At 40.3% G+C, this 26,092-nt stretch carries 20 protein-coding genes; 14 read left to right on the forward strand and 6 right to left on the reverse strand.

What is annotated here, in order from left to right; translation table 11 throughout:
- Nucleotides 1-269: 269 nt before the first annotated feature.
- Complete coding sequence (locus FZF08_RS20210) at nt 270-470, reverse strand: hypothetical protein (RefSeq protein ID WP_159472287.1); 201 nt, start codon at nt 468-470, stop codon at nt 270-272.
- 192 nt (nt 471-662) lie between these two features.
- Here FZF08_RS20210 and FZF08_RS20215 point away from each other — a divergent pair, with 192 nt between their 5' ends.
- The 3 genes from FZF08_RS20215 to FZF08_RS20225 all read left to right on the forward strand — a co-directional run bounded on the left by FZF08_RS20215 (nt 663) and on the right by FZF08_RS20225 (nt 5,046).
- Nucleotides 663-2,930: a TonB-dependent receptor domain-containing protein gene (locus FZF08_RS20215; protein ID WP_159472290.1), complete on the forward strand. Its 2,268-nt coding sequence runs from the start codon at nt 663-665 to the stop codon at nt 2,928-2,930.
- Nucleotides 2,931-2,962: 32 nt separating this feature from the next.
- Entirely contained in the window at nt 2,963-4,360 is a 1,398-nt protein-coding gene (locus FZF08_RS20220) for an HmuY family protein (RefSeq protein WP_159472293.1), read from the forward strand.
- Nucleotides 4,361-4,536: 176 nt separating this feature from the next.
- Nucleotides 4,537-5,046 carry an HmuY family protein gene (locus FZF08_RS20225; protein ID WP_229216614.1) on the forward strand — a complete coding sequence of 170 codons (510 nt, stop codon included), beginning with the start codon at nt 4,537-4,539 and terminating at the stop codon, nt 5,044-5,046.
- 95 nt (nt 5,047-5,141) lie between these two features.
- Here FZF08_RS20225 and FZF08_RS20230 read toward each other — a convergent pair whose 3' ends face one another.
- On the reverse strand, nt 5,142-5,759 hold the full coding sequence (locus tag FZF08_RS20230) for a YdeI family protein (RefSeq protein WP_159472299.1): 618 nt from the start codon (nt 5,757-5,759) through the stop codon (nt 5,142-5,144).
- 87 nt (nt 5,760-5,846) lie between these two features.
- Nucleotides 5,847-6,842: a GNAT family N-acetyltransferase gene (locus tag FZF08_RS20235; RefSeq protein WP_159472803.1), complete on the reverse strand. Its 996-nt coding sequence runs from the start codon at nt 6,840-6,842 to the stop codon at nt 5,847-5,849.
- Nucleotides 6,843-7,171: 329 nt separating this feature from the next.
- Here FZF08_RS20235 and FZF08_RS20240 point away from each other — a divergent pair, with 329 nt between their 5' ends.
- On the forward strand, nt 7,172-8,911 hold the full coding sequence (locus tag FZF08_RS20240) for an ABC transporter ATP-binding protein (RefSeq protein ID WP_159472302.1): 1,740 nt from the start codon (nt 7,172-7,174) through the stop codon (nt 8,909-8,911).
- Nucleotides 8,908-10,725: an ABC transporter ATP-binding protein gene (locus FZF08_RS20245; protein ID WP_159472305.1), complete on the forward strand. Its 1,818-nt coding sequence runs from the start codon at nt 8,908-8,910 to the stop codon at nt 10,723-10,725. Before FZF08_RS20240 ends, FZF08_RS20245 begins: the two co-directional genes overlap by 4 nt.
- A 5-nt stretch (nt 10,726-10,730) precedes the next feature.
- On the opposite strand, the gene bla is transcribed toward FZF08_RS20245, so the two are convergent.
- Nucleotides 10,731-11,447, reverse strand: coding sequence for a subclass B1 metallo-beta-lactamase (gene bla / locus FZF08_RS20250; protein ID WP_159472806.1), 717 nt, complete (start codon nt 11,445-11,447; stop codon nt 10,731-10,733).
- A 337-nt stretch (nt 11,448-11,784) separates the two neighbouring features.
- Between bla and FZF08_RS20255 the strand changes: the two genes are divergently transcribed.
- The 5 genes from FZF08_RS20255 (at nt 11,785) to FZF08_RS20275 (ending at nt 18,570) form a co-directional block, all read left to right on the forward strand.
- Entirely contained in the window at nt 11,785-12,210 is a 426-nt protein-coding gene (locus tag FZF08_RS20255; RefSeq protein WP_159472308.1) for a hypothetical protein, read from the forward strand.
- 208 nt (nt 12,211-12,418) lie between these two features.
- Nucleotides 12,419-13,570 (forward strand): efflux RND transporter periplasmic adaptor subunit, encoded by a 1,152-nt coding sequence (locus FZF08_RS20260; protein ID WP_159472311.1) that lies wholly within the window; start codon nt 12,419-12,421, stop codon nt 13,568-13,570.
- Between the two features lie 34 nt (nt 13,571-13,604).
- A complete protein-coding gene (locus FZF08_RS20265) occupies nt 13,605-16,760 on the forward strand; it encodes an efflux RND transporter permease subunit (protein WP_159472314.1) in 3,156 nt (1,051 codons plus the stop codon).
- Nucleotides 16,761-16,838: 78 nt separating this feature from the next.
- Complete coding sequence (locus FZF08_RS20270) at nt 16,839-18,281, forward strand: TolC family protein (protein WP_159472317.1); 1,443 nt, start codon at nt 16,839-16,841, stop codon at nt 18,279-18,281.
- A gap of 133 nt (nt 18,282-18,414) precedes the next feature.
- The gene (locus tag FZF08_RS20275; RefSeq protein WP_159472319.1) at nt 18,415-18,570 is read left to right on the forward strand and encodes a hypothetical protein; all 156 of its coding nucleotides are present in this window, start codon (nt 18,415-18,417) and stop codon (nt 18,568-18,570) included.
- 31 nt (nt 18,571-18,601) lie between these two features.
- Here the strand turns inward: FZF08_RS20275 and FZF08_RS20280 are convergent, their stop codons facing one another.
- Nucleotides 18,602-20,725, reverse strand: a complete 2,124-nt coding sequence (locus FZF08_RS20280; protein ID WP_159472322.1) for a carboxy terminal-processing peptidase — start codon at nt 20,723-20,725, stop codon at nt 18,602-18,604.
- 18 nt (nt 20,726-20,743) lie between these two features.
- A complete protein-coding gene (locus FZF08_RS20285; RefSeq protein ID WP_159472326.1) occupies nt 20,744-21,502 on the reverse strand; it encodes an FKBP-type peptidyl-prolyl cis-trans isomerase in 759 nt (252 codons plus the stop codon).
- 287 nt (nt 21,503-21,789) lie between these two features.
- Between FZF08_RS20285 and atpA the strand changes: the two genes are divergently transcribed.
- The 4 genes from atpA (at nt 21,790) to FZF08_RS20305 (ending at nt 26,065) form a co-directional block, all read left to right on the forward strand.
- Nucleotides 21,790-23,364, forward strand: a complete 1,575-nt coding sequence (gene atpA, locus FZF08_RS20290; RefSeq protein WP_159472329.1) for a F0F1 ATP synthase subunit alpha — start codon at nt 21,790-21,792, stop codon at nt 23,362-23,364.
- 96 nt (nt 23,365-23,460) lie between these two features.
- The gene (atpG, locus tag FZF08_RS20295) at nt 23,461-24,348 is read left to right on the forward strand and encodes an ATP synthase F1 subunit gamma (RefSeq protein WP_159472332.1); all 888 of its coding nucleotides are present in this window, start codon (nt 23,461-23,463) and stop codon (nt 24,346-24,348) included.
- Nucleotides 24,349-24,638: 290 nt separating this feature from the next.
- The gene (locus FZF08_RS20300; RefSeq protein ID WP_159472335.1) at nt 24,639-25,376 is read left to right on the forward strand and encodes an outer membrane lipoprotein-sorting protein; all 738 of its coding nucleotides are present in this window, start codon (nt 24,639-24,641) and stop codon (nt 25,374-25,376) included.
- A gap of 152 nt (nt 25,377-25,528) precedes the next feature.
- Nucleotides 25,529-26,065 carry a YceI family protein gene (locus FZF08_RS20305; protein ID WP_159472338.1) on the forward strand — a complete coding sequence of 179 codons (537 nt, stop codon included), beginning with the start codon at nt 25,529-25,531 and terminating at the stop codon, nt 26,063-26,065.
- Nucleotides 26,066-26,092: the final 27 nt, after the last annotated feature.

Raw genomic sequence — 26,092 nt, forward strand, 5'->3', positions numbered from 1 at the left:
AGCAAAATGCCGTAGGCATGACCAATTTCATAACCCCAGGTTTCAACCCGGGGGAAAAGTGCATCCCAAACCCAGATCCAAATGCCGTAGGCATGACCAATTTCATAACCCCAGGTTTCAACCCGGGGGAAAAGTGCATCCCAAACCCAGATCCAAAATGCCGTAGGCATGACCAACTTTGTAGCCCCGGGTTTCAACCCGGGGGAAAAGTGCATCCCAAACCCAGATCCAAAATGCCGTAGGCATGACCAACTTTGTAGCCCCGGGTTTCAACCCGGGAAAAGTGCATCCCAAACCCAGATCCAAATGCCGTAGGCATGACCAATTTCATAACCCCAGGTTTCAACCCGGGGGAAAAGTGCATCCCAAACCCAGATCCAAATGCCGTAGGCATGACCAATTTCATAACCCCAGGTTTCAACCCGGGGGAAAAGTGCATCCCAAACCCAGATCCAAAATGCCGTAGGCATGACCAACTTTGTAGCCCCGGGTTTCAACCCGGGAAAAATAAATCAACGCAATTCTCAAATTAACACCTCAATTTCATTCAGAAATCTATCAAAATCGAGATAATAAATTATTTCTCGAACAATTACTTTGTAATTAGTCTAATTAACTATTTATTTGTAAAATATAATTAGTCTAAATTGATATACTATCAAATGAAACATCTGTTTACAATCATTTGGATTCTTTCTTTACTTGGAGCTCAGACGGTAATCGCACAAAATGGAGAAATCAGAGGAAAGATTTTAACGCAGGATAACCAATCTTTCGAAGGTGTAAACATCACTTTGAAAGACACCAAATACGGCAATACCACCAATATCGACGGCAAATTTCACCTAAAAGCTCCGCACGGAAATTACACACTGATCGTAAGTATTTTAGGAAATGATAAGAAGGAATTACCTGTTGCAATAACCGCTGGAAAAATCCTGACACTGGACAATATTCAGCTTCTGGAAAATGGCATTTCACTTCAGGACGCGGTAGTTACAGCTCAGTTTGGCAAACAATCTCTTCGTAATTCTGTCTACCAGGTCCGGACGATTGATAGTGAACGAATACGTTTGAGAGGTGCAACCAATATTCAGACCATTCTTAACACAGAATTGGGAATCCGGTTTTCTAACGATCCTACGCTGGGAACCACGGATATCCAGCTTATGGGTATGACCGGCCAAAGCGTAAAAATTCTACTCGACGGCATTCCACTGGTAGATCGGGGAGCTACACGTGAAAGTCTTGGACAAATTGATATTAATACCATTGAACGTATAGAGATAGTAGAAGGTCCGATGTCCGTAATATATGGGACGGATGCATTGGCCGGCGTTATCAATATTATCACAAAAAAGGGAGACGGAAGTGATAACTTATCCGTTTCAGCAAGGATCCAGGAAGAATCCGTTGGTGATGAATATCAGGCTTTTGATAAAAAAGGCACGCACAATGAAAACATTGGCGTAGCCTGGCAGAAAAAAGGTTTTCAGTTAAACGCAGGTGTAACGCGAAATAATTTCGGCGGCTGGCAGGGAGATTCTACCGGTCGTGTAAAAGCCTGGATGCCGAAAGAACAAATGCTGTATAACGCAGGAATCGGATATTCGAAAGAAAAATGGAATGTGTGGTACCGCTTCAACGGAACAGACGAAACTATTAAATATCTTGGAAATATTAACGTTGCCAATACAGCGGGAGACAAAGATTACATCACCAAAAGATGGTTCCATCAGGCACAGGGTGAATATCACGCGAGTGATAAACTGGGTTTCACCGGCGCACTTTCCTACACAGATTACAGCCGGAAAACCCTTAGTACAAACATAGACTTCAATACTGGAAAACGAACACTTTCTCTGGATCCTGCTGCTCAGGACAAATCCATTTTCACCACTGTATTTTTCCGTGGAACAGCGCTATACAAAGTTTCGCCCAACGTATCTCTCCTACCGGGAATTGAAATTAATAACAATAATAGTAGCGGAGCCAGGATCAAAGGCTCTCCAACGATCAATGAATATGCGTTTTTCGTTTCATCAGAATTGAAGATAACACCTGCCATCAAGTTGAGTCCGGGCGTGCGGTTTCTGAAAAATTCAGTGTACGATGCGCCTCCTGTAATTCCTTCACTTAATGCCAAAATCACTCTGAACAATGTTCTGGATTGGCGCATGGGCTATGCGCGGGGTTTCCGTTCTCCTGCTTTACGCGAATTATATTTTGATTTTCACGATGCCTCACATTCCATCAATGGCAATGTCAATCTGAAAGCTGAATATTCAAATAGCTTTAATACTTTTCTGGTTTGGCAGGTTAAACAGGAATCCTCACTTAAAGTAACTTCAACCCTGGGAGGATTTTATAACATTTTTCATAACCGGATCGATACCGGATTTGACCCAAACAATCCTACCCAAACGACTTATTTGAATATCAGTTTATTCAAAACAACGGGTGTGAGCCTTGATAACAAGTTTTACTGGAAAAATATTCAGGCAACTTTGGGCGCTACCTATATTGGAACTTACAATGAAATTCTGGATGAATCAGAAGGGGTAACGGAGGACTTACCACAGTTTGTATGGTCGCCGGAAATCAATGCAAATATTCTTTACAACTTTTCAAAAATCGGCGCCAGCATAAATTTCTTCTATAAATATACCGGCAAGAAACCTGCTTACGCACTGATCAGTGGTACTCCGGTAACAGCCAGTTTAAGACAAATCAGCGGCTACAATATGGCTGATCTTACCGTTACCAAAACATTGGGAAAATATATCAACCTGATTGGCGGGGCAAAAAATTTATTTGATTTGACATCAGTCAAAAACACAACAATTGGTTCCGGACATGATGCTACCGGACCAGGTTTTAACGGTCGCTCCTATTTTCTTGGTATGAATATCCACTGGTCTAAAAAATAATTATTACCCTTTTTAAATTAATCAAAACAATTATGAACAAATTATTTAAGCCTCTACTTCTTATTGCATTTCTGGCTATTTTCAATGCCTGCTCAGATGACGATCCCGCGTTGCCCGACAATACCGCCGCATTTGAATCTACCGCACAAGGCTTTGATGGAGAATCTGTTGACGTTAGAATTGTATTGAGCAGGGCAGCAGAAACAGCAACAGCTATTTCGGTTTCATTGACACCGACACTTTTAACTTACGGAACACAATTCACGACAGATCCCGCTGCAACCAATAATACTTTGGCTCTAACAGTACCTGCGGGAGCCAGCAGCGTTTCATTTAAGGTTCTTAAAAAAACAGGTGTTCTTTTGAATGGAGACGAAAGTATCCAGTTTAAAGTAACTTCGGTTGCTTCACCTGTTTTGGTTGGTACAAATACTGACTTGAAACTTAGTTTCAAAGCAATCGTTTCAGACGGAACAAGTATTCAGCTTAACGGGATTGCAGGTACAGAACCTGGTTCAAGTGCGGCAAATTCAGTTTTTCTTGACCTGAGCGCCAATACACAAACGCCTGTATTACGTGATAGCTGGGATCTTGGTTTTTATGCCGGAACTGATTTCAGAGTTACACTTAATACTACGAACGGTGCTTCTGCAATCGCGATCAATAAATCAGATCTTAATGCTGTAACTGCTGCGGATATTGACTTAACAAAACTGGCAATCGGACAAGGACAGGGAACACTTGACTTATCAGATGGCTATTCAGGCAAGCTTGCCGAAACGCTTATCAAAGAAATTTCTGCTACCGATGCTGATAATAAAGTATATATCCTGAACCGTAAAGGTGGTTCAGCTACGGTTTTACCAGCGGATCAGATTTACAAAATTCGTATTATCCGTAAAGGTACTAACGGCTATACTTTGCAATACGCATTGTTGAATGATACTACTTTCAAAACACTTGATGTTACGAAAGATCCAACTTACAACTTCCAGTTTGTTTCACTTATCAAAGGCGCGACCGTTGCTGTTCAGCCTGCAAAAGATCGGTGGGACTTTGAATGGGGTTACAGCATGTACTATACTGCATCAGGCACAACCAATATTCCTTACGGATTCTCGGATCTTGTTTTCATCAATCAACTTGCCGGTATAACGGCAGCGGAAGTTTTGACAACAACTGCAACTTACGATGCTTATGCAGAAAGCAATATCGCAACAACTACATTCAGTGCTGATCGTGATGTGATCGGTTCGAAATGGAGAGTAACATCAGGTGGAACGGTTGGTGTAAAAACAGATCGTTATTATGTTATAAAAGATGCATCCGGAAACGTTTACAAACTTAGATTCATAAGTTTCACATCGACTGATGGCGGAGAAAGAGGAAAGCCAAAACTGGAATACAAACTGGTTAAAAAAGGAGCTTAATCATTCTCAAATCATTTTCTAAAAATCAGATATAAGGGTTAAAAAGCCCTTTTATCTGATTTTTGGATATAAACACATTCTTACTTATGCTTACATCTCTTTTATTTATTTCAATAGTAGTAACTTCGGTGCCAAACGAGTCTTATTTTAGTCAATCAACTAAATCAGAATCTGTTATGAGTGACGAAATACAAAAAGCCGAGATCCATGTGATCAAAGTTTTCAGTGGCATTGCGCAGCCAAATACATATAACTATTTCAGTTTTGCAAGTGGAACACAGGTACCTGCAACGGATGCGAAAACCACAAAATGGGATCTTGCTTTTAATGGAACTACAATCCTGACAAACGGAGGAACAAGTGGATCCGGGCAAGGTGGCGCCATGATTGTTGAAAAACCATTTGATACCATTACCGAAGCGCCCAAAGATGGTTATAAAGTGGATGGCGGAAGTGGAAATGCCATTGCGAGTGGTAGTGGAAATTCGTGGTACAAATATGATATGACCGTCCACGCAATTCTTCCAATTGTCGGCCGAACTATTCTTGTGAAAACGGCAGAAGGTAAATTTGCCAAAATTGAATTCGTCAGTTATTACAAAGGCGCTCCCGAAGATGTGCCCACAGAAGAATCAAAATACTATACTTTCAGATATGTATTGGCCGACGAAAACGGGAAGTTTTAAAATAAGCTATCGGCTTTCCGCAGTCGGCTATCAACTTTTCCTGAATAGATTTAGTTCAGGCAATTTCTGACAGCCGACTGCCGAAAGCCGAAAGCCTATCTCTGATATTTCCAATTCCGTGTTTTCCCCTCTTCTATCCATTCCACAGCTTGCTGCATTCTTTTCAATCGGGTTGTTTCACTTTTCGCTTCAAGAATCCAGTCGACATATTCTTTTTTCTGCGATAAAGTGAATCGTTCAAAATTTTCCTCCGCGTCGGGATTATCCTCGATAGCTTCCAGAAAGTAATCTGGTACCACGAGCTCCTTCACTACTTTTTTCGCCGGATCTTTGGTAAGTTTCACACCTTTATCAATCAATGACATGGCGTCATTAATCAGCGCTACAATTTGTTCTTCTGAAGGCAGATCTTCAATTTTAGCTATTTTCTTAAACCCGGCCATTCCAGTATTCCCCTCATCTCCTGAAAGTAATTGGTCAGGATCGCTCATCTTTGAAGCAAGCCAGAAATGAAAACCACAATGGTTTTTGAAAGCCGCCATATTGCACAAATTGTAATTTTTGTACTCAAAAAAAGGCATACTCCATTTCATTATTTCCTTCACATCGGGACAAGCTGCATGAACGGTTTCCCGCCAATAATCCAAAATCGGAATAGCAAATTCAGCCGATTTTATAATATATTCATCTACACGTTGCAGTCTGGAACCCATTTCAAATTGCTATTTTATGAAGAAAATTTTTTCGATTGTAAGAGATGAATTAGTGAACATTCGTGTATTCGTGGCAAAACCAAAAATCTACTTCTCCAAAATCTCTTTCAAATTTTTCAACCCATTGGCAAAATCACTTCCGACCGACTTTTCCATACCCATAAAAGGCAACATCGCATTCATAGGATATGGCATTTTTCCGGAAAATCCCCACTTCACTTTTGTCTCGTTTTCTCCTGCACTTTCCGTGATCATGTAAGCGTCATTATTAGATTCAAAAGGTTTGATAAACCGCAGTTCTGTGTCAATGCGCTCGCCTTCGGTTATCTTCTTTATTTCCTGTTCACCTTTACCGACGTCATCATTTCCCTCCCACATGGAAGTATAGCCAACTGTTCCGTCCGTTCCTTTATATGATTTTTTTATATTCGGATCCATTTTCATCCATACACTCCAGTTATCCTGATTTCTCAACGATTTCAAATATTCAAAAACCTCAGCTTTCGGTTTATTAATTACAATTTCTCTTTCAACCGCATAATCTTTTGGCATAATAAAGGCTGCAATCAGGAAAATCCCGATTAACCCAAGAATAATGTAGAGTGCTTTTTTCATGATCGAGTTCGTTTTAGGTGAATAACTGAATTTGAATTTTTCTTCATCAATATCTTCAATGCTTTCAACGTTTCTCATCCCCGCTTTCTCCAAAACCCTTATTGAAGCAGTATTATGTATGTTTACAAACGCAATTACGGCTGACGGATCAAAGGTTTTAATCGAAAACCTGATCAGTGATTTTGCTATGGAAGTAGCTACACCCTTTCCCCAATATTCTTCCATAATCCGGTATCCGATTTCCACTTCTGTTCCGTAAGGTTCCAGCTTTGCAACACCGACAAGCGCCCCTGTTTTAATTTCTTCTATCAGATATCTTCCAAAATAATCGTTAGTGCCGTTTTCACGCAAAATTTGACCAAGCATTTTATCCGATTCCTCGCGACTCAATGCGGCACCAGTCACAAATTTCATTACGTTGTCATTATTACTCAGCCGATAATATTTGTCACTGTCGGCACTTGTCATTTTTGTTAAAATGAACGTTGGTGTTTTAATTTGAAATACTTTCATATAAAAATAGGGCTCACCACAATTGATTAGTAACCACCCGATTTTCAAGCCATTACATCATTTGTCAATCAGGGTCGAAATATACGTTTTAGGCTTAAATATAGAAATAAATGAACCGATATTAATTCAAAAGTGACATTAACAAATCATTAGAAAAAATCGGGGCAGGATATTTTTAGCAGGCATAAAAAATTTAATATCTATTTTGCGCGTCTAAACACGCTTTGAGTTAAACGTCCGGTTCATTCTTTTCAATTTATCCAAAATCTGACGCATTTGTCCTGATGAAAAGATATCTTCAATTTATAAAAAAATACCAGACCGCGATGATTCTCGGCCCATTTCTGGCCATAATCGACGTATTTGGAGAAATCGTTCAGCCGATGCTGATGTCGGATATCGTGGATGTTGGAATAAAAAACCAGGATACTCATTATATTCTCAAAATGGGCGCTATAATGATCGGTTTATCACTTGTAGCCATTGTTGGCGGGATCGGAAACGTGTATTATTCTTCCAAATCATCCGTCGGTTTCGCCAGTGAATTAAGGCAGGGGCTGTTCAAAAAAATCCAGGAATTTTCTTTTTCAAATATAGATACTTTTAGCAGCGCATCTTTGGTTACCCGGCTGACAAACGATATCAACACATTACAGCAAGTTGTGATGATGTCTTTGCGCTTACTAATTCGCGCTCCGTTAATGTTAGTTTGTGCCGTGATTTTCGCTTTACAGATCAATAGAGAACTGACGATTATTATCGCCGTAGCCATTCCGGTACTAAGCCTTGCCATTTTCATTATTATGAAAAAAGGCATTCCTTATTTTACCAAAATGCAGAAAAAACTGGATCGTGTTAATGCTGCAATCCAGGAAAACCTCACCAATATACGCGTTGTAAAATCATTTGTCAGAAGTGACTTTGAGGAACAAAAATTCTCTGTTGCGAATGATGATCTGACAGAGATGTCGGTTAAAGCCTCAACGATCGTCATTTTGATCATGCCGGTGATGATGCTGATTATGAATGTTTCGATTGTAGCGGTAGTCTGGTTTGGAGGAAATAAAGTAATGACGGGTGATTTGCAGGTTGGACAGCTCATGTCTTTTATCAGCTACATTACCCAAATTCTGATTGCGCTGATGTTGCTTTCCATGACCATTATGATGTTTTCAAGGGCAAGTGCTTCTTCCAAACGAATCCTGGAAGTATTGGACACGAAAATTGATATAAACGACACGCAATCTGCATTAAGTCAAAAACTGGAAATCCGTAGAGGGAAAGTTGAATTCCGCGATGTTTGTTTTAAATACAAAAGCGAAAGTGATCTTTTCGTTTTAAAAGACATCAGTTTCACCGCCATTCCGGGCGAATTAATTGCCATTATCGGAGCTACCGGTTCTGCCAAAACGAGTCTTGTTCAACTTATTCCAAGATTATACGACGTTACGGAAGGCCAAGTTTTGATTGACGATGTGGATGTCCGCGATTATTCGCTAAAACATTTGCGCGAAGCAACAGCCACTGTACTTCAAAAGAACGTTTTGTTTTCCGGGACGATCAAAAGCAATTTGAAATGGGGAAAACCGGATGCCAGTGATGACGAAATTATTTCCGCCGCACAAGATGCCCAGGCGCATGATTTCATTATGTCGTTTCCATTGCAATATGAAACGGTTCTCGGCCAAGGCGGCGTAAATCTTTCCGGCGGACAACAGCAGCGGTTATGTATCGCCAGAGCTCTTTTGAAAAAACCGACTATTCTTATTCTTGACGATAGTACAAGTGCTGTCGACACGGCTACCGAAGCAAAAATCAGAACTGCTTTGCAGGAAAATCATAATAATACAACCACGTTTATCATCGCACAAAGAATCAGTTCTATTGAATCCGTTGACCGGATTATTATTCTGGACGACGGTCGCATTATCGGTGTAGGCACGCATGATGAACTGATCAAAACCAATGCGGTTTATCAGGAAATTTATCAGTCTCAACAGCAAAATGAAGCCATAGCCTCATGAGCGAAAACAAACCACAATCCCAATCAGCGTCTCCGAGTGGAATGCCCGGTTCCAGTTCAGGAAGACGTTTCGCCGTAGAAAAACCCAAAAATATGAGCCTGACCATGCGTCGGCTTTGGGGTTATCTGCAAAAAAATAAAGCAGGACTTTTTACAGTCGTTTTGTTTATATTGATTAATACGTCGGCTTCCTTAACTGGCTCATATTTGCTTCGTCCGCTGATCAACGATTACATTATCCCAAAAGATGTGGATGGATTGATTCACATGTTGGGAATTATGCTTGTGATCTATGTAGCAGGTGCGACGGCCGCTTATCTGCAAAGTCGTTTTATGATTATTATTTCTCAAAAAACGGTTAACGAGATGAGAAATGATCTTTTCAAAAAACTACAATCACTTCCCTTACAGTTTTTCGATACCAACAGCCATGGCGATTTAATGAGCCGGTTTACGAATGATGTGGATTTGATCAGTGAATCTTTAAACAACAGTCTTACCCAGATTTTCACAAGCATTATTACCCTCACCGGTACATTTATGCTCATGTTATATATCAGTCCATTACTGACTTTGGTAACGCTGGTGATGGTGCCACTGATGCTTTTTCTGGCTTCTCAGGTAATTAAAAGAAGTAAGAATTATTTCATTGCGCAGCAAAAAGCAGTGGGGATGGCAAACGGTTATATTGAAGAAATCATCACAGGAATCAAGGTTGTAAAAGTTTTTGGTTATGAAGAAAAGGCTGAAACAGATTTTGAAAAACTAAATTTTGATCTTCGGGATAAAGCGACAAAAGCACAGATGTTTTCCGGAATGATGATGCCGATTATGATCAATATGAGCACGATCAATTATGCTTTAACAGCCACAATCGGCGGAATTCTGGCCGTAACACGTGGACTTGATATTGGTGGACTGGCTTCATTTCTTCAATATTCCAGACAATTCGGAAGACCGATTAACGAATTATCCAGTCAGCTAAATAGTTTGCAAGCTGCTTTGGCCGGTGCAGAACGTGTTTTTGAAATGATGGATCAACTTCCTGAACCCACTGATGCTGAAAATGCAATTACACTTTCAAAAGTGGAAGGCGAAGTCCGTTTTGAAAATGTCACATTTAGTTATAGTCCGGATAAAGTTATTTTGCATGACATCAATTTATCCGTAAAACCTGGCCATAAAATCGCCTTTGTAGGTTCCACCGGCGCAGGAAAAACCACGATTATCAATTTACTTCCAAGATTTTACGACATTCAATCAGGAAAAATATCAATTGACGGCATTGATATCAAAGATATTTCCAGGGAAAGTCTGCGAAAATCCATGGCTATTGTTTTACAGGATACGCATTTATTTACCGGAACGGTTATGGAAAATATTCGCTACGGAAGGTTGTCCGCCACGGATCAGGAAGTTATCCATGCGGCAGAACTTGCCAATGCACATTCTTTCATCACCAGAATGCCGCAAGGTTATAATACGGTTTTGGATGGAGACGGTAGTAATTTGAGCCAGGGACAAAGACAATTGTTAAACATCGCCCGTGCCACGGTTGCCGAAGCACCAATTTTAATCCTGGATGAAGCAACCAGTTCCATTGATACAAGAACTGAAAAATTGATCGAGGAAGGTATGGATATGCTGATGAAAGGGAAAACCACCTTTGTCATCGCGCACCGGTTGTCGACGGTCATGAATGCGGATGAAATCATTGTTTTGGAATACGGACGTATTATCGAACGTGGAAATCATAAGGAACTGATATTGAAAAAAGGGAAATATCATCAATTATATACGGGGCAGTTTGCCTGAAAATACTATTTCGTTTGCGTAAAAAGCTTAATTGTGTAATCAAGTAAAACTGTATTTCCCGTTTTCCCGTGCCCCGTTATTACAACTTTGGTATCCGGATATTTCCTTTTCAGTTTCGTTACCGTTTCCGACCAGGCAACCACATTGGCATCTTCAAGATTTCCTTTTGTGGTTTCAATTTCTTTGATCAAACATCCCCCAAACATTACTTTGTCACTCGGAAAATATCCGATTATGTTATCTCTTGTATGACCTTCTCCATTAAATTCTGCTTTAACATTTTTACCACCCACCTTCAATTCAAGCAAATTATCAAAACCATTTTGAGGAATTTGGTAGTTCTTTGCTTTCTCAAATTTAATAGTTTGATTTGAAGCGTAAGATGGAATTCCCTTTTTGTGAAATGCCGCCAAACCGCCAAGACAATCCTCATGAAAATGAGTCGGGATTACGGCTGTGACCTTACAAGACAAACTATCCCACACCCAATTTATTAATATCAGGGATGTAGAATCGTCAACCGGAGTATCAAAAACTACCGCTTCATTTTTGTTAAAAACAATCGTTCCGTTGCAGGCAACCCTTCCGAATGTTTGGGATTGAAAATAGGTAATATGCTGATAAACATTGTCAGTAACTTTCTGAATAATTATTTTATCCGAATTAATTCCCCTATCTGCCTCCTTAGACCATTTGCATTCGGAAATAAAATGACGGCTAATAAAGAGAAATAGTTTGGCATGAAGTTTGCAAGTATATGGTTGTCTGCAAGAAACGTTTTAAAAAAAATCACCCTGATTTTGAGAGGAGCATTTGAAGTGCAATATATAATCTCGAAATATATTATGCGCTGCAACCTTTACCGTTCTCATGCATTATTAGAAAAAAATTAAATTTCGTTAACATGTATTAACAATCCAGAAAATTTGCCTTAAAGCCTGAATTGTTATATTTGAAGTAATAGACAACAGTATTGTATTTCCAATAATTTAATTCCAAAAATTCTTGAATTCATTATAAAAATATGAATTTTCCAATGTTTTGATACTAACTCATACCATGCTTAAAAGAACTTTTGTATTGTTTTTTTGCATCGGGCAAATCCTTGCCTCTTTACTGTTCATAGGACAGGTGGAGGCATCGTGCAGGACCAATTTCGGTATCAGACAGCTTTCTCCATTCAACAATAAATATTACATTGAAGAAGAAGAAGAGGAGTTAATTGTATTTGATGATTCCATTAGCCTGCATGAGACATTTCTTAGTGCTGAAGAATTTAAATGGAAGGAAAATCTTTCAAGTCTTTTACGCCACAGAACTTCCAGTTACCGCTTCATCTGCTTCGAATCGGTCCTTTCTGACTATTTTCATTTTTCCGAAAAATCAGTTTTCCAACATTATACATGGCAAGTTATCGGCTCCATGGAGGGGTTACTCATCTTGCCCGACTATTATAGTTTCCTTTATCGACTCTGTCCGTTCTAGTCAACCACTAAGGCTTTCTGCCTTTCCAGTACAATTTAGCCGCAATATTTTACTCTATAACCTGACGTGAAACGCCGGTAGGTCGACGCATCGTTTCAGTTTATAATTTTTCCAGTTCCTGTAAACTTTACGGGATATAAGTCTGCGTGCTATTTAATACTCCAAAATTCATACAAAATATTAATTTTTAACCTCTTACCTATTCATCATGAAAAATTACCATTTGGTTGTTTTACTTGGCTTGGTCATATTTACTGCCAGCTGTTCAACACAAAGTAAGGATACCGCCGAAAGTAAAGACTCCATTCCAACCATACCAGTTACAGAATTAAAGACACAGAAAACCGAATTACACCGGGAATATGTAGGTGATATTCATGCTGTAAAAAACGTAGAAATTTATGCCCGTGTTAAAGGATATCTGGAACAAGTATATGTCGATGAAGGCAAGGAAGTAAAAAAAGGTCAAATACTTTTCCGCATCAATAATGAAGAATATGCGGCTGAACTTGCCAAAGCGAACGCAAGTCTGCAAAGTGCCATTGCTGATGCCAAAGGCGCAGAACTGGAAATGGGGAGGGTGAAAATGCTGGTAGAAAAAAATGTGGTCGCCAAAACAGAACTGGACGTCGCCAAAGCCAAATATGCAGCCGTAACGGCAAGAATTGAAGAAGCTAAATCGATGAAATCAAATGCTGCTATTCAGCTTGCTCACACTCAGATTAAAGCTCCGTTCGACGGAATGGTAGATCGCCTTCCTTTTAAAATTGGTAGTTTGATCAATGAAGGAACATTGCTCACTACACTTTCAGATACTAAAAATGTTTTTGCTTATTTCAATGTCTCTGAAAATGAATATCTCGAATATACAAGAGCAAGAGGTAGTGCATCCCAACAAAATGCCATCGTAGAGCTGGAACTGGCAGATGGTTCTTTTTTCAAACATAAAGGTACAATTGAAACAATGGAAGGTGCTTTTGACGAAGGAACCGGATCAATAGCTTTCAGAGCTCGTTTTGCAAATCCTGAAAAATTATTAAAACACGGTTCAACCGGTACTATAAGGTTAACAAACACGGTTGAAAACGCAATACTTGTTCCTCAGAAATCTGCATTTGAAATTCAGGATAAAAGTTTTGTTTACGTGGTTGATAAAAACAATAAAATCAAAACGCGAAGTTTTACACCCAAATCAAGATTTGCCAGTTATTACCTGGTTAAATCCGGACTCGAGGCAGGTGACATTATTGTTTATGAAGGCCTCCAAGGTTTGAAGGATGGAGCTATAATCAATCCCAAAATAATATCAATGGACAGCGTTAATGTGTCAGTTGCAAAAGTGGATTTGACAGCACGTTAATAGCAAACCTATTCCTCACCAGAAACTTTGAATTATGTTTAAAACTTTCATTGAAAGGCCAGTGCTTTCATTGGTCATATCTTTATTTATAACACTTTTAGGACTTCTGGCCTTCTTCGGCCTTCCTGTTTCTCAATTTCCCGATATTGTTCCTCCCTCCGTTGTTGTTACGGCAACTTACACCGGTGCCAATTCAGAGGTATGTGTCGATGCAGTAGCCGTACCGCTTGAACGAGCGATTAATGGTGTGCCCGGCATGACTTACATGAATACCGTTTCCGGAAATGACGGTGTAACCACGATCACCATTTCGTTTAACGTTGGGATTGATCCCGACCTGGCAGCTGTAAATGTTCAGAACCGCGTTCAGACTGTAATTGACGAACTTCCCGAAGAAGTGATCAAGGCAGGGGTAACCACAGAAAAAGAAGTAAATAGTATGCTCATGTACCTTGATATCATGAGTTCAGATTCTTCTGCCGGGGAGGATTTTGTTTATAACTTCGCAGATATCAATATTCTTAAAGAATTGAAAAGAATTGATGGAGTCGGCCGGGCTGTTATTATGGGCAGCAAGGATTACTCCATGCGGATCTGGCTAAAACCAGACCGCATGATCAGTTATAATGTATCCTCGGAAGAAGTCGTAAAAGCAATTCGCGACCAGAATGTGGTAGCGGCTCCCGGGAAAACGGGTGTGAGTTCAGGACGGGAAGTTCAGGCGTTGCAGTATGTATTGAAATATACAGGAAAACTATTTGAACCGGCTCAATATGAGAATATTGTATTAAGGTCCAACCCGGATGGTTCCATGTTGAAATTAAAAGATGTGGCCGATGTTGAGTTTGGGACCCTGGATTACGACGTAGCTTCTAAATCCAATGGAAAACCCTCCGCATCCATCATGCTTAAACAACGGCCCGGATCCAATGCTCAGGAAGTCATTGAAAATGTAAAAAAGAAAGTGGCAGAATTGAAAGAAACCACCTTTCCTCCTGGTATGGATTACGCTGTATCCTATGACGTATCAAGGTTTCTGGATGCATCCATACATGAGGTAGTCCGCACGCTGATCGAAGCCTTTATTCTGGTTATTATTATTGTTTTCCTCTTTTTGCAGGATTGGCGATCAACACTTATTCCTGCGTTGGCAGTTCCGGTTGCTTTGGTAGGGACTTTTGCCTTTATGCAATTATTTGGATTCTCAATTAATCTTCTGACGCTTTTCGCATTGGTACTTGCCATTGGTATTGTGGTGGATAATGCCATCGTCGTCGTAGAGGCTGTTCATGCAAAAATGGCCGAAAAACATCTTGACGCCAGAGAAGCAACCATTGAATCGATGAAGGAAATGAGCGGAGCCATTATTGCGATCACACTGGTGATGTCAGCCGTATTTGTTCCGGTAGCATTCATGTCAGGGCCTGTCGGTGTTTTTTACAGGCAATTTTCGATAACCCTGGCTATTTCAATTGTAATATCCGGGATTAACGCATTGACACTTACCCCTGCACTTTGTGCGTTGATGCTAAAAAATACCCATGGCCAACCCGCCAAGAATACACCTCTTGACCGGTTTTTCAGAGGATTCAACAATGGATATGATGGCATTTCCAATAAATACAGAAAACTGCTATCACGTATTGCAAGCCGAAGAATGATAACCATTGGGCTTTTAGTGGCTTTTTGTATCGGCACCTACGGAATCAACAGCATACTGCCAACAGGATTTATCCCAACAGAAGACCAGGGCGTTATCAATGTTAACGTAACAACGCCGGTGGCTTCCACGGTTGAAAGAACCGAAGCTGTTCTGGACGAGATTCAAAAAGTTGCCCAGGCCTTAGGGCCAGTCGAATCTGTTTCCACTTTGTCCGGATATAGCTTAATTACGGAATCGTCTGGTTCATCCTATGGTATGGCGATGATCAACCTGAAACCTTGGGATCAGCGCAAAGCGTCTGTGAAAGATATTATCACAGAAATGGAACAGAAAACCAAGCATATCACCGATGCCGAAATTCAGTTTTTCCCGCCCCCTACTGTACCGGGTTTTGGTAACTCCAGTGGTTTCGAGCTTAGAGTACTGGACAAAACAGGTAGCGACGACCTACAAAAAACCGCTTCTATTACGAATCAATTTGTAAAAGCGCTGATGGACTCCCCGGAAATTGCCAGCGCCTTCAGTAGCTTTGATGCCAGTTTTCCGCAATACATGATCCATGTCGACGCCGATATTGCAGCAAAAAAAGGAATTTCCGTTGATGTGGCGATGAGCTCACTTCAAACGATGATAGGAAGTTTATACGCTTCCAACTTTATAAGATTTGGGCAGATGTACAAGGTTATGGTTCAGGCTGAGCCAGGGTCCCGCAAGAACCCGGAAGACATCCTCAAATTGTATGTCAAAAACAACCGTGGCGAAATGGTACCATTTTCAACGTTTATACGTCTGGAAAGAGTGTACGGCCCGGAACTTCTTACGAGATATAACATGTATACCTCAGCCATGATCAATGGTGATGCTGCGCCGGGTTATAGCAGTGGAGATGCGATTAAAGCTGTTGAACGTATCGCAAAACAAAACTTACCAAGAGGATTTACATACGAATGGTCTGGAATGACCCGGGAAGAAATTCTATCAGGTAATCAGGCCATTTACATTTTTGCGCTCTGTCTGCTATTTGTTTATCTGCTTTTGGCAGCGCAGTATGAAAGTTTCCTTCTTCCACTCCCGGTTCTTCTTTCATTGCCAGCCGGTATTTTCGGTGCTTTTCTTTCCCTAAAACTTTTGGGTCTTGAAAACAACATTTATGCACAGGTTTCGCTAGTCATGTTGATCGGACTTTTGGGCAAAAATGCTATTCTGATCGTGGAATATGCGATCATTAGGCAAAAGGAAGGCCGCAGCGTTTTGGAAGCCGCTCTGGAAGGAGCCACTGAACGCCTTCGTCCCATCCTTATGACATCCTTCGCATTTATTGCAGGTTTGATTCCCCTGGTAACGGCTTCAGGAGCTGGCGCAATTGGTAACCGCTCTATTGGTACGGCCGCAGCAGGAGGTATGCTGATCGGGACGTTGTTTGGAGTGATTATTATCCCTGGCCTCTATGTATTGTTTGCAACAATGGCGCGTCCTAAAAAGCCTTCTGCCCCCAAAGTGGAAAGAGAAGAAGTTCTCGTTCACTAAATCTGATATGATCATTCGGACATTCAGGGTTCGCATTAACGACCCTGAATGTCTTGCTATACTAACTGCATTCCTTTAATGAAAACATATAAAAAAGTTAATCAAATCCTTCTGGCGGGGACATTTCTATTTTTGAGCGGGTGTAAAATGATGCAGCCCGTTCAACATGCCTCATCTATTAAAACGCCTCAAAATTTTGACAGTCAAACGGATTCAACCGGAATTGCCGCTATCCAATGGAAGTCATTTTTTAAAGACCCCAATCTGATCGCATTGATCGATACAGCTCTGTTGAATAATCCGGATCTAAAAATGGCGGTACAACGGATAGAGATGGCAAAATCCAATATTTTTCTTGCAAAAGGTGCTTTGTTACCTGCTATTAATGCAGAAGTTTCTGGCGGCGGCAGAAAATTTGGAGACTACACGATGGATGGTGTTGGTAATTATGATACCAATTTCTCAGAAAACCTAGACAGTGACAGAAAACTTCCTGCACCGTTCATGCCCGATTATTTCGTAGGATTCAGAAGTACGTGGGAGGTCGATATATGGGGAAAATTAAGAACCCAGCGCAAGGCTGCTTACACACGTTTTCTTGCTACTCAAAAAGGAAGAAATCTGGTTGTAACAAGTTTAATCGCACAAGTATCCAGACTTTATTATGAGCTTCTGGCAATGGATTCCGAACTGGCAATCATCCAAAAAAATATCGTCCTGCAACAATCCGCTGTTGAAAATATCAAAATTCAGAAAGAAGGTGGCAGAGCGAACGAATTGGGTGTAAGACAGTTTACCGCACAATTATTAAATACGCAGAGTCTTGAAATACAGATTAACCAACGAATCGTTGAAGCAGAGAATAATCTGAATTTTTTATTAGGGCGTTTCCCTCAAAAAATTACACGAAGCGGAAAATTAAATGAAAATTTACCAGAAAGAGTTCAGACAGGAATTCCTTCAAAAATGTTGGTAAGGCGCCCGGATATCCAGCAGGCTGAATTGGAATTATTGGCAAACCATGCGGATTTGCAGGCGGCAAGATTAGCATTTTTACCTTCTTTAAATATTACAGGATTATTAGGTTTTAATGCGTTTAAGGGTTCATTACTATTTAATCCAGGTTCGATAGCTTATAGCGCACTAGGAGGTTTAGCCGCGCCAATATTTAATCGAAAAGCGCTTAAAGCTGGCCAAAAAAGGTTTGAGGCCGCAAGTCTGGAATCCTTATTTGCTTACAACAAAGCAATTCTGACAGGTTTTCAAGAGGTAAGTACCAGTATGAAAAAGATAGAAAACACAAAGAAAATCTCTGATTTCAAAAAGCAGGAAGTTGATGTTTTGCAACTAGCTGTGGTTACATCCAGGGATCTTTTCACCACCGGCTATGCCACTTATCTTGAAATAATTGCGGCTCAGAAAAATGTTTTGGAAGCTGAATTAGCATTAACAGAAGTACAAAAAGATCAACATTTGGCTTTGATTGATTTATATAGATCATTGGGCGGTGGTTGGGAATAATTGCCAACCAAAATAAAATCCGTTTCGCAATCCCCGGAATAAATTCCGGGGCTACAATGTCGGTCATACCTACGGTATTGGAATTCAACCCGAAAAAAGAAACAAAGATCAATCAAGCCAAAATGCCATAGGCATGACCGATATCATAGCCCCGGGTTTTAACCCGGGGAAACCCGGGGAAAACATAACCAACATCAATCCAAGCCAAAATGCCGTAGGCATGACCGACATTGTAGCGCAGGGTTTTAACCCTGGGATTCAAAAAAATAACACGGCCAGCATAAGCTAACCGTGTTATTAATATAATCTATTTTCTGAAACTACTTCTTCTTAGCTCCTGCCAAACTTGGTTCTTTCGAAATTACAATCAAATCAGCAAGCATACGTCCGGTTTCAGTAATGTAGATATCCTTTTTCTTCTTAACTTCTTTTGGAGCATCAGCCGTTTTCGGTTTTGCATCCGCAGAATCTTCGTCTTCATCATCAGATTCTTCTCCAAGCTGTTTCAACGCCGCACGTTTCTTTTCCGCTTCATCACGTTCTACTTTACGTTTTGATTCTAATAAAGAAACTATTTTGTTTTCACGTGCTTTTTTGAACTCATCCATAGTTTTCGCCAGAGCTTTAAGCTCTTCATCCGATTTCAAACGGTGATTATGTTTATCACGAAGCTGGCTAACAATTTTTTCATTGATATCATTTGTAGCTTCATATTTTGAAGATGCAATCTGATCCCAAGGCAAAGCACTTGGCTGAGAACCTTCGCCATATTCATTTACTTTAAAAGCCGTTGGCATTTCAAGATCAGGCATAACACCTTTTAGCTGCGTGCTGCTTCCGTTGATACGGTAGAATTTAGCAACAGTCAATTTAACCTGACCCAGCTGATCCGTTTCTTTTGGAACCCATTGGTTAAGATCAATCAAAGTCTGAACGGTTCCTTTACCATAAGTTTGTTCCCCTACGATAATTCCTCGTTTGTAATCCTGGATAGCTGCTGCAAAAATTTCCGATGCCGAAGCACTGAACCTATTCACCATAACCGCCATTGGGCCATTGTAAGCAACTGTTGGATCATTATCAGACTGCACTTCCACTTCACCCTGTCCTTCTTTAACCTGAACAACCGGCCCTCTGTTGATAAACAAACCCGTAAGAGAAACCGCTTCAGTTAACGAACCACCACCATTATTACGAAGATCGATCACAATACCATCCACATTTTCAGCTTGTAATTCCGTGATAATTTTTTGAACATCACGTGTTGTGCTGGAAAACTCTTTTTCTTTCTGCTGTGCTCCTTCAAAGTCACGGTAGAACAAAGGAACATCGATCACACCAATTTTGTAATCTTTATTGCCAGAATTAACCGAAACTATTTCTTTCTTAGCGCGAGAATCTTCCAATTTGATCTTTTCGCGAACTAGTCTGATTTCCTTAGGCGGCGTACTGGAAAGCGCATCCGCAGAAACAATCTGCAAACGAACCACAGTTCCTTTGGGGCCTTTGATCAGTTTCACCGCATCATCAACAAACCAACCTACCAAGTCAACAAATTTACCATCATCGCCTTGGGCGACACCGATAATCTTATCTTCTTTTTTCAGCTGCTTTCCTTTAAATGCAGGTCCGCCGGGTATAACCTCAACAATTTTAATATAATTATCTTCTTCACGAAGTAAAGCTCCAATACCTTCCACCGACTGGCTCATTTCCTGTTTGAAACGATCCGCAGACGTTGGCGCCATATAACTTGTATGCGGATCCAGGGATTCAGCATAAGCGTTCATAAACATTTGAAAAACCTGCTCAGTACGAATGCGGCTTAAACCACGATCCCGACTTTTATAGCGATCGCTCATGGTTTTCACAACAGAAGTATCCGCTTTGCCGGCAAGTTTCAAATCAAGCGCTTCACTTTTCAGATACTTTCTCCAGGTATCGTTCAGTTCGTCAGTTGATTTTGCCCAGGCCACTTTTTCACGATCTGTGTTGAGTGATTCGTCAACAGTATAGTCAAACGGCTTTGGCGTTTTCAGAAGCGTCTGGATATATTCACTTCTTTCCTGATAACGCTTTCTGAAAAGGTTATACATATTGAAAGGAACGTCCAGTTCACGCTTTTGCAAAAAGTCGTCGAAAGAGTACCTGTACTTTTCAAATTCCGCCATATCAGAGGCAAGATAGTACAGTCGACCGTGATCGATCCCATCAATATATTTGTCAAAAATCGCTGACGATAACGAATCATTCAGTTTCGTTTTACGATAGTGATAATTTGATAGGATTCGCGTCGAAAGCTCTTCCGCCTTATACTGAGCTGCCGTCGGTTTAATATCTTCCGCAAGTGAAGTTTCCGTAGTAACAATTGCATTTTGCTGTACGGGACCTCGCTGCCAGCCAAGTAATACAACAGGAATAAGAGTGATCAGGTATTTTTTCATTCGTCGAATTTTTGTTAACTATTTAACAATTTCTAATAATTCAACTTCAAAAACTAAAGCTGAATAAGCTGGAATTTGAGGACCCGCCGCACGTTCACCATAAGCCAGCGAATATGGAATATACAATTTCCATTTCGAACCAACCGGCATAAGCTGCAATGCTTCTGTCCATCCTTTTATTACACCATTCACCGGAAACTCAACTGGCTCACCGCGGTCAACTGAACTATCAAAAACTGTTCCATTCGTTAAAGTCCCGTGATAATGGGTTTTAACTTTATCCGTTGCAGAAGGCTTAGGTCCGTCGCCCATTTTAATTACAGAGTACTGCAAGCCACTTTCTGTTGTTGTAACACCCGTTTTTTTCTTGTTTTCTTCCAAAAACTTTTCTCCTTCGATTTTTACCACGGCTCCTTTTTCTTCAGTTAATTTTTGAAAATATTCTCCTATAAATTTATTTGCTTCTTCTGACGAAAAAGTAGTTTTCTCTCCTTTCAGAGATGCTTGTATTGTTTTTGTTAAAATATCAGTATTGATATTATTAATTCCCTGAGATGCCAATGAATTGGAAAAACTTACACCGATCGCCGCTGATAGTGAATCCAGCTTATTCCTGAGTACATTTGGTGATGTTGCTGCTTTTGCTGCCGTAGTCGTAGTCTTTTTTACTGCACTAGCCGGTTTAGTAACTTTCTTCGGTGCTTGCGCAAATCCCTGTGAAGCAGCTAAGCCGATACATAAAACTGATGCTAAAATGGTTTTTTCTAATTTGTACATTCTACTTAAGGATGGTCTGAGAATTAAATTTTTGATAATTAATTGTTATTAACGAACTCAATTACAACAAAAACACAATTAGTACCTAAAAAAGTTTTAAAAACCTTTTAAATGCTTGAATTTCCATATTTTTGCACCGCTATAATAGCGTAGGAAAGCAAACTTGGAAAAATCTAATTTTTATGGTGCATTTTTTAAGTGAAGTTTTCTTTATTTAAAGAATTAACCATACCTTTGCGGCTGATTTCAAAAACTTACTACTATACTCTAAATAAGTCAATTATACTATGGTATCTGTTAGACCGGACGAGGTTTCGGCCATCCTGCGCGAACAACTTGCAGGCGCTAAATCTGAAGCAGAGCTCGAAGAAGTAGGAACAGTCCTTCAGGTAGGTGACGGTGTTGCCCGCATTTATGGCCTTTCCCAAGTGCAAGCAGGTGAGCTGCTTGTTTTCGAGAATGGCTTGAAGGCCCTCGCATTGAACCTCGAGGAAGATAACGTTGGAGCCGTTTTACTTGGTGATTCAAGTGAGATTAAAGAAGGCGACACAGTGAAGCGGACTAAAGAGATCGCTTCAGTAAAAGTTGGTGAAGGTATTGTAGGCCGTGTAGTTAACACACTTGCTGAACCAATCGACGGAATGGGCCCTATCCAGGGTGAAACATTCGAAATGCCGCTTGAGCGTAAAGCTCCGGGGGTAATTTTCCGTCAGCCTGTAACTGAACCTCTACAAACAGGTATCAAAGCGATCGATGCGATGATTCCTATCGGACGTGGACAACGTGAGTTGATCATTGGTGACCGCCAGACTGGAAAGACTGCTGTTGCAATCGATACGATCATCAATCAAAGAGAATATTTTGATAAAGGCGAACCTGTATTCTGTATCTACGTAGCTTGCGGCCAGAAGGCTTCAACAATCAAAGGTATCGAAGCTACACTTCGTCGTTATGGTGCAATGGACTATACGGTAATCGTAGCAGCTGGTGCATCGGATCCTTCACCAATGCAATTTTATGCTCCTTTTACAGGTGCTGCAATCGGTGAATATTTCCGTGATACTGGTCGTCCTGCACTTATTGTTTATGATGACCTTTCAAAACAAGCGGTTTCTTACCGTGAAGTTTCCCTGTTACTTCGTCGCCCTCCGGGACGTGAAGCTTATCCAGGAGACGTATTTTATCTTCACAGCCGTCTTTTGGAAAGAGCTGCGAAGATTATCAATGACGACAGCATTGCGGCAAACATGAACGATCTTCCTCCTTCTCTAATCGGCAAGGTTAAAGGTGGTGGTTCATTAACTGCACTTCCAATCATTGAAACACAAGCTGGTGACGTTTCTGCTTATATCCCGACGAACGTAATTTCGATTACAGACGGACAGATATTCCTTGAATCCAACTTGTTCAACTCGGGTATCCGTCCTGCGATCAACGTAGGTATCTCGGTGTCACGTGTGGGTGGTAACGCGCAGATCAAGTCGATGAAAAAGGTATCAGGTACGTTAAAACTTGATCAGGCTCAATTCCGTGAATTGGAAGCTTTTGCAAAATTCGGTTCGGATCTTGATGCTTCTACTAAACTTGCGATTGACCGTGGACGCCGTAACCAGGAAGTATTGAAACAACCTCAATATGCTCCGGTTCCTGTTGAACATCAGGTTGCTACTGTTTATGCTTCTACAAAAGGATTGTTAGACAGAATTCCTGTTGATAAAGTAAAAGAATTCGATAAAGAATTCCTTACGATCCTTTCAGCGCAATACAAAGAGACTTTGAACGCGCTTCGTGCAGGTAAACTTGATAACAGCGTTACTGACGTGATCGACAAAGTTGCAAAAGAACTGGCAGCTAAATATTAATAGAGAAGCTTTAATTAAAAAATCAGAAGTGGTCTTCCCATTTTTGATTTTTTAATTATTGATTACCTCAGGCGGACCGCATTTAATTTCCCTAAGATGGCAAGCTTAAAAGAAGTACGTAACCGGATTGTTTCGGTTAATTCAACCCAGCAGATAACCAAAGCCATGAAAATGGTGGCAGCTGCTAAATTGCGCAGAGCTCAGGATAATATCCTGCAAATGCGTCCTTATGCCCAGAAATTGGGACAAATGCTTTCGACAGTTTCGGCAGGTTCTGAAAACTCAGTGGACAGCCCATTGAAAACAGTCCGTTTTGCTGAAAAAATATTGATCATTGTCGTTACTTCCGATCGTGGATTGTGTGGTGCTTTTAATACAAATATTATTAAAGCTACCCTGGCACTGATTGAAGAAAAATATTCAGTACAGGCTGGCAAGGGAAATGTTGAGATTTTTGCAATCGGTAAAAAAGGTGCAGAAGCATTTAACCGCAGAGGTTTTAAAGTTAACACCGCTTATACCGATTTGTTTACAAGACTTAAATTTGTGAACGTAAAAGAAGCAGCAGAAAAAATCATGAAGGACTTTTCAGAAGGTCGTTATGATGTGGTTGATCTCGTTTATAACGAGTTCAAAAATGTTGCTACGCAAATTATTCACACAGATCCTTATCTACCGATCGTTGCTGATACTACTACCCAGAAAGTAAAAGCTCCGGAGGTAAACTATATATTTGAGCCAAACGAGGAAGAAATTCTTGCTGAATTAATTCCAAAATCGTTGAAGATCATGTTATATCGCGCCGTTCTTGAATCAAATGCTTCGGAACAAGGTGCACGTATGACCGCAATGGATAAAGCGACTGAAAATGCTCAGGATCTTTTGAAAGAACTGAAATTGATTTACAACCGTACGCGTCAGGCTGCGATTACAACGGAAATCCTTGAAATCGTTGGTGGTGCAGAAGCATTGAAAAATTCATAATTAGTTTTAAGAACTTATATATTTTGGCGAGCGGACCACCTTTGTGGTTCGTTCGTTTTTTTTATGCAAAGTTTGAATAAAATTCTTTTGCCTAAACAGCTTTTAATATCCGTCCGACAGCAGAAAAAGCAGTCCGACGGAGCGAGCGACCCTGTTGGATGGCTTTTTCCGACATCCGACGGGTAATAAAAACTGTCACATTCAACAGCAATAAAATCCGCTCTTCCTCAATCAAATTCACATTTAAATTAATATTCCCTAGTTTTACACTTTATCAAAACAAACTCCACATGCACAAAACCACTTATTTCAAGTCACTACTTATTTTAATAATCTCAGGAATATTTTCTTCCGCATTTGCTCAAAAAACACTTGACGAAATCGTCGCTTTGCATTTGACCGCTATGGGTGGCAAAGAAAAATTGTCGAAGCTGAAAAGTGTGAAGATTACCGCTGAAATGGAAGTGATGAAAATGCAGATTCCAGTTACCACAACCATCGTTCAGGATCGCGGCTTTCGTAGTGAAACCGTTGTTCAGGGATCTACGATCACACAAGTTATTGACAATGATAAGGGCTGGTCTATAAATCCGATGGCGGGCCAAACAAAAGCTACCCCACTTCCCGACGAAATCGTTAAATCACTTTCTGCCGAAACGGATTTGACAGGATTATATAACTATAAGGAAAAAGGGCAGACTTTGACACTCGACGGAGAAGATGATCTTGGTGGCACAAAAGTATACAAGGTTACACAAAACTTAAAAAGTGGTTCAAAACGCACCAATTACATTTCCCAGGATACTTACTATATTCTTAAGGTTGTAGCTTCGGTCACTGTTCAGGGACAGCAAATTGAATCGAAAAACACCCAATCCAACTTCAAACAGGTAGATGGAATTACGTATCCATTTACATCTGAAGTAGAAACCTCTGCTATGCCAGGTGCTACGATGGCAATGAATATTAAAACGTTAGAAGTTAATCCAAAAATTGACGAAGCCATTTTCACTATGCCAAAAGAATAAATTAATTAATAACAGTAAATATCTTACTATCAATACTTTAATTCTCAATCTAAAATGATTGAGAATTTTTTTTATCTTTATTTAAACTTTTTTTTACGTTTACATGTATATACATTAAATGTAGAAACATATTAATTAAACGATCCTATATTATGTCAGCTAAAACATCATGGGTTATTGACCCAACGCATTCCGAAATTCAATTCAAAGTAAAACACCTTGTCATTTCAACGGTAACAGGTTCATTCAAAACTTTTGAAGGAAGTGCTGAAACAGACGGTGACGATTTGACAACTGCTAATATTCAGTTTTCTGCTGATATAGCAAGTATTGATACAAACCAAACACAACGCGATGAGCACCTTCGCTCAGGCGATTTCTTTGATGCCGAAAACCATCCTAAATTGACTTTTGTGTCAACAGGTCTTGAAAAAACTGGTGATGATACTTACAATCTGAAAGGTGATTTGACAATAAAAGGCATAACAAAATCAGTTGTATTGGATGCTGAATATGGCGGAGCTATGACGGATTTTTATGGCCAAAGCAAAGCAGGTTTTGAAATTAACGGTAAAATCAGCCGTAAAGAATTTGGACTTACATGGAGCGCAACAACCGAAGCAGGTGGCGTAGTTGTAGGCGACGAAATTAAACTGGCAATCAATATTCAATTGATTAAACAAGCTTAATTTTTCAAAGTAAAGTTTAGGAGTGGT

The organism is Dyadobacter sp. 3J3 (assembly GCF_009801115.1).
Classification (GTDB): domain Bacteria; phylum Bacteroidota; class Bacteroidia; order Cytophagales; family Spirosomataceae; genus Dyadobacter.

Excerpts from the sequence above, each read along its gene's own strand:
- FZF08_RS20210 (WP_159472287.1), bottom strand. The coding sequence starts at position 470 with ATGCCTACGGCATTTTGGATCTGGGTTTGGGATGCACTTTTCCCCCGG.
- FZF08_RS20215 (WP_159472290.1), top strand. The coding sequence starts at position 663 with ATGAAACATCTGTTTACAATCATTTGGATTCTTTCTTTACTTGGAGCT.
- FZF08_RS20220 (WP_159472293.1), top strand. The coding sequence starts at position 2,963 with ATGAACAAATTATTTAAGCCTCTACTTCTTATTGCATTTCTGGCTATT.
- FZF08_RS20225 (WP_229216614.1), top strand. The coding sequence starts at position 4,537 with ATGAGTGACGAAATACAAAAAGCCGAGATCCATGTGATCAAAGTTTTC.
- FZF08_RS20230 (WP_159472299.1), bottom strand. The coding sequence starts at position 5,759 with ATGGGTTCCAGACTGCAACGTGTAGATGAATATATTATAAAATCGGCT.
- FZF08_RS20235 (WP_159472803.1), bottom strand. The coding sequence starts at position 6,842 with ATGACAAGTGCCGACAGTGACAAATATTATCGGCTGAGTAATAATGAC.
- FZF08_RS20240 (WP_159472302.1), top strand. The coding sequence starts at position 7,172 with ATGAAAAGATATCTTCAATTTATAAAAAAATACCAGACCGCGATGATT.
- FZF08_RS20245 (WP_159472305.1), top strand. The coding sequence starts at position 8,908 with ATGAGCGAAAACAAACCACAATCCCAATCAGCGTCTCCGAGTGGAATG.
- FZF08_RS20255 (WP_159472308.1), top strand. The coding sequence starts at position 11,785 with ATGCTTAAAAGAACTTTTGTATTGTTTTTTTGCATCGGGCAAATCCTT.
- FZF08_RS20260 (WP_159472311.1), top strand. The coding sequence starts at position 12,419 with ATGAAAAATTACCATTTGGTTGTTTTACTTGGCTTGGTCATATTTACT.
- FZF08_RS20265 (WP_159472314.1), top strand. The coding sequence starts at position 13,605 with ATGTTTAAAACTTTCATTGAAAGGCCAGTGCTTTCATTGGTCATATCT.
- FZF08_RS20270 (WP_159472317.1), top strand. The coding sequence starts at position 16,839 with ATGAAAACATATAAAAAAGTTAATCAAATCCTTCTGGCGGGGACATTT.
- FZF08_RS20275 (WP_159472319.1), top strand. The coding sequence starts at position 18,415 with ATGACCGATATCATAGCCCCGGGTTTTAACCCGGGGAAACCCGGGGAA.
- FZF08_RS20280 (WP_159472322.1), bottom strand. The coding sequence starts at position 20,725 with ATGAAAAAATACCTGATCACTCTTATTCCTGTTGTATTACTTGGCTGG.
- FZF08_RS20285 (WP_159472326.1), bottom strand. The coding sequence starts at position 21,502 with ATGTACAAATTAGAAAAAACCATTTTAGCATCAGTTTTATGTATCGGC.
- atpA (WP_159472329.1), top strand. The coding sequence starts at position 21,790 with ATGGTATCTGTTAGACCGGACGAGGTTTCGGCCATCCTGCGCGAACAA.
- atpG (WP_159472332.1), top strand. The coding sequence starts at position 23,461 with ATGGCAAGCTTAAAAGAAGTACGTAACCGGATTGTTTCGGTTAATTCA.
- FZF08_RS20300 (WP_159472335.1), top strand. The coding sequence starts at position 24,639 with ATGCACAAAACCACTTATTTCAAGTCACTACTTATTTTAATAATCTCA.
- FZF08_RS20305 (WP_159472338.1), top strand. The coding sequence starts at position 25,529 with ATGTCAGCTAAAACATCATGGGTTATTGACCCAACGCATTCCGAAATT.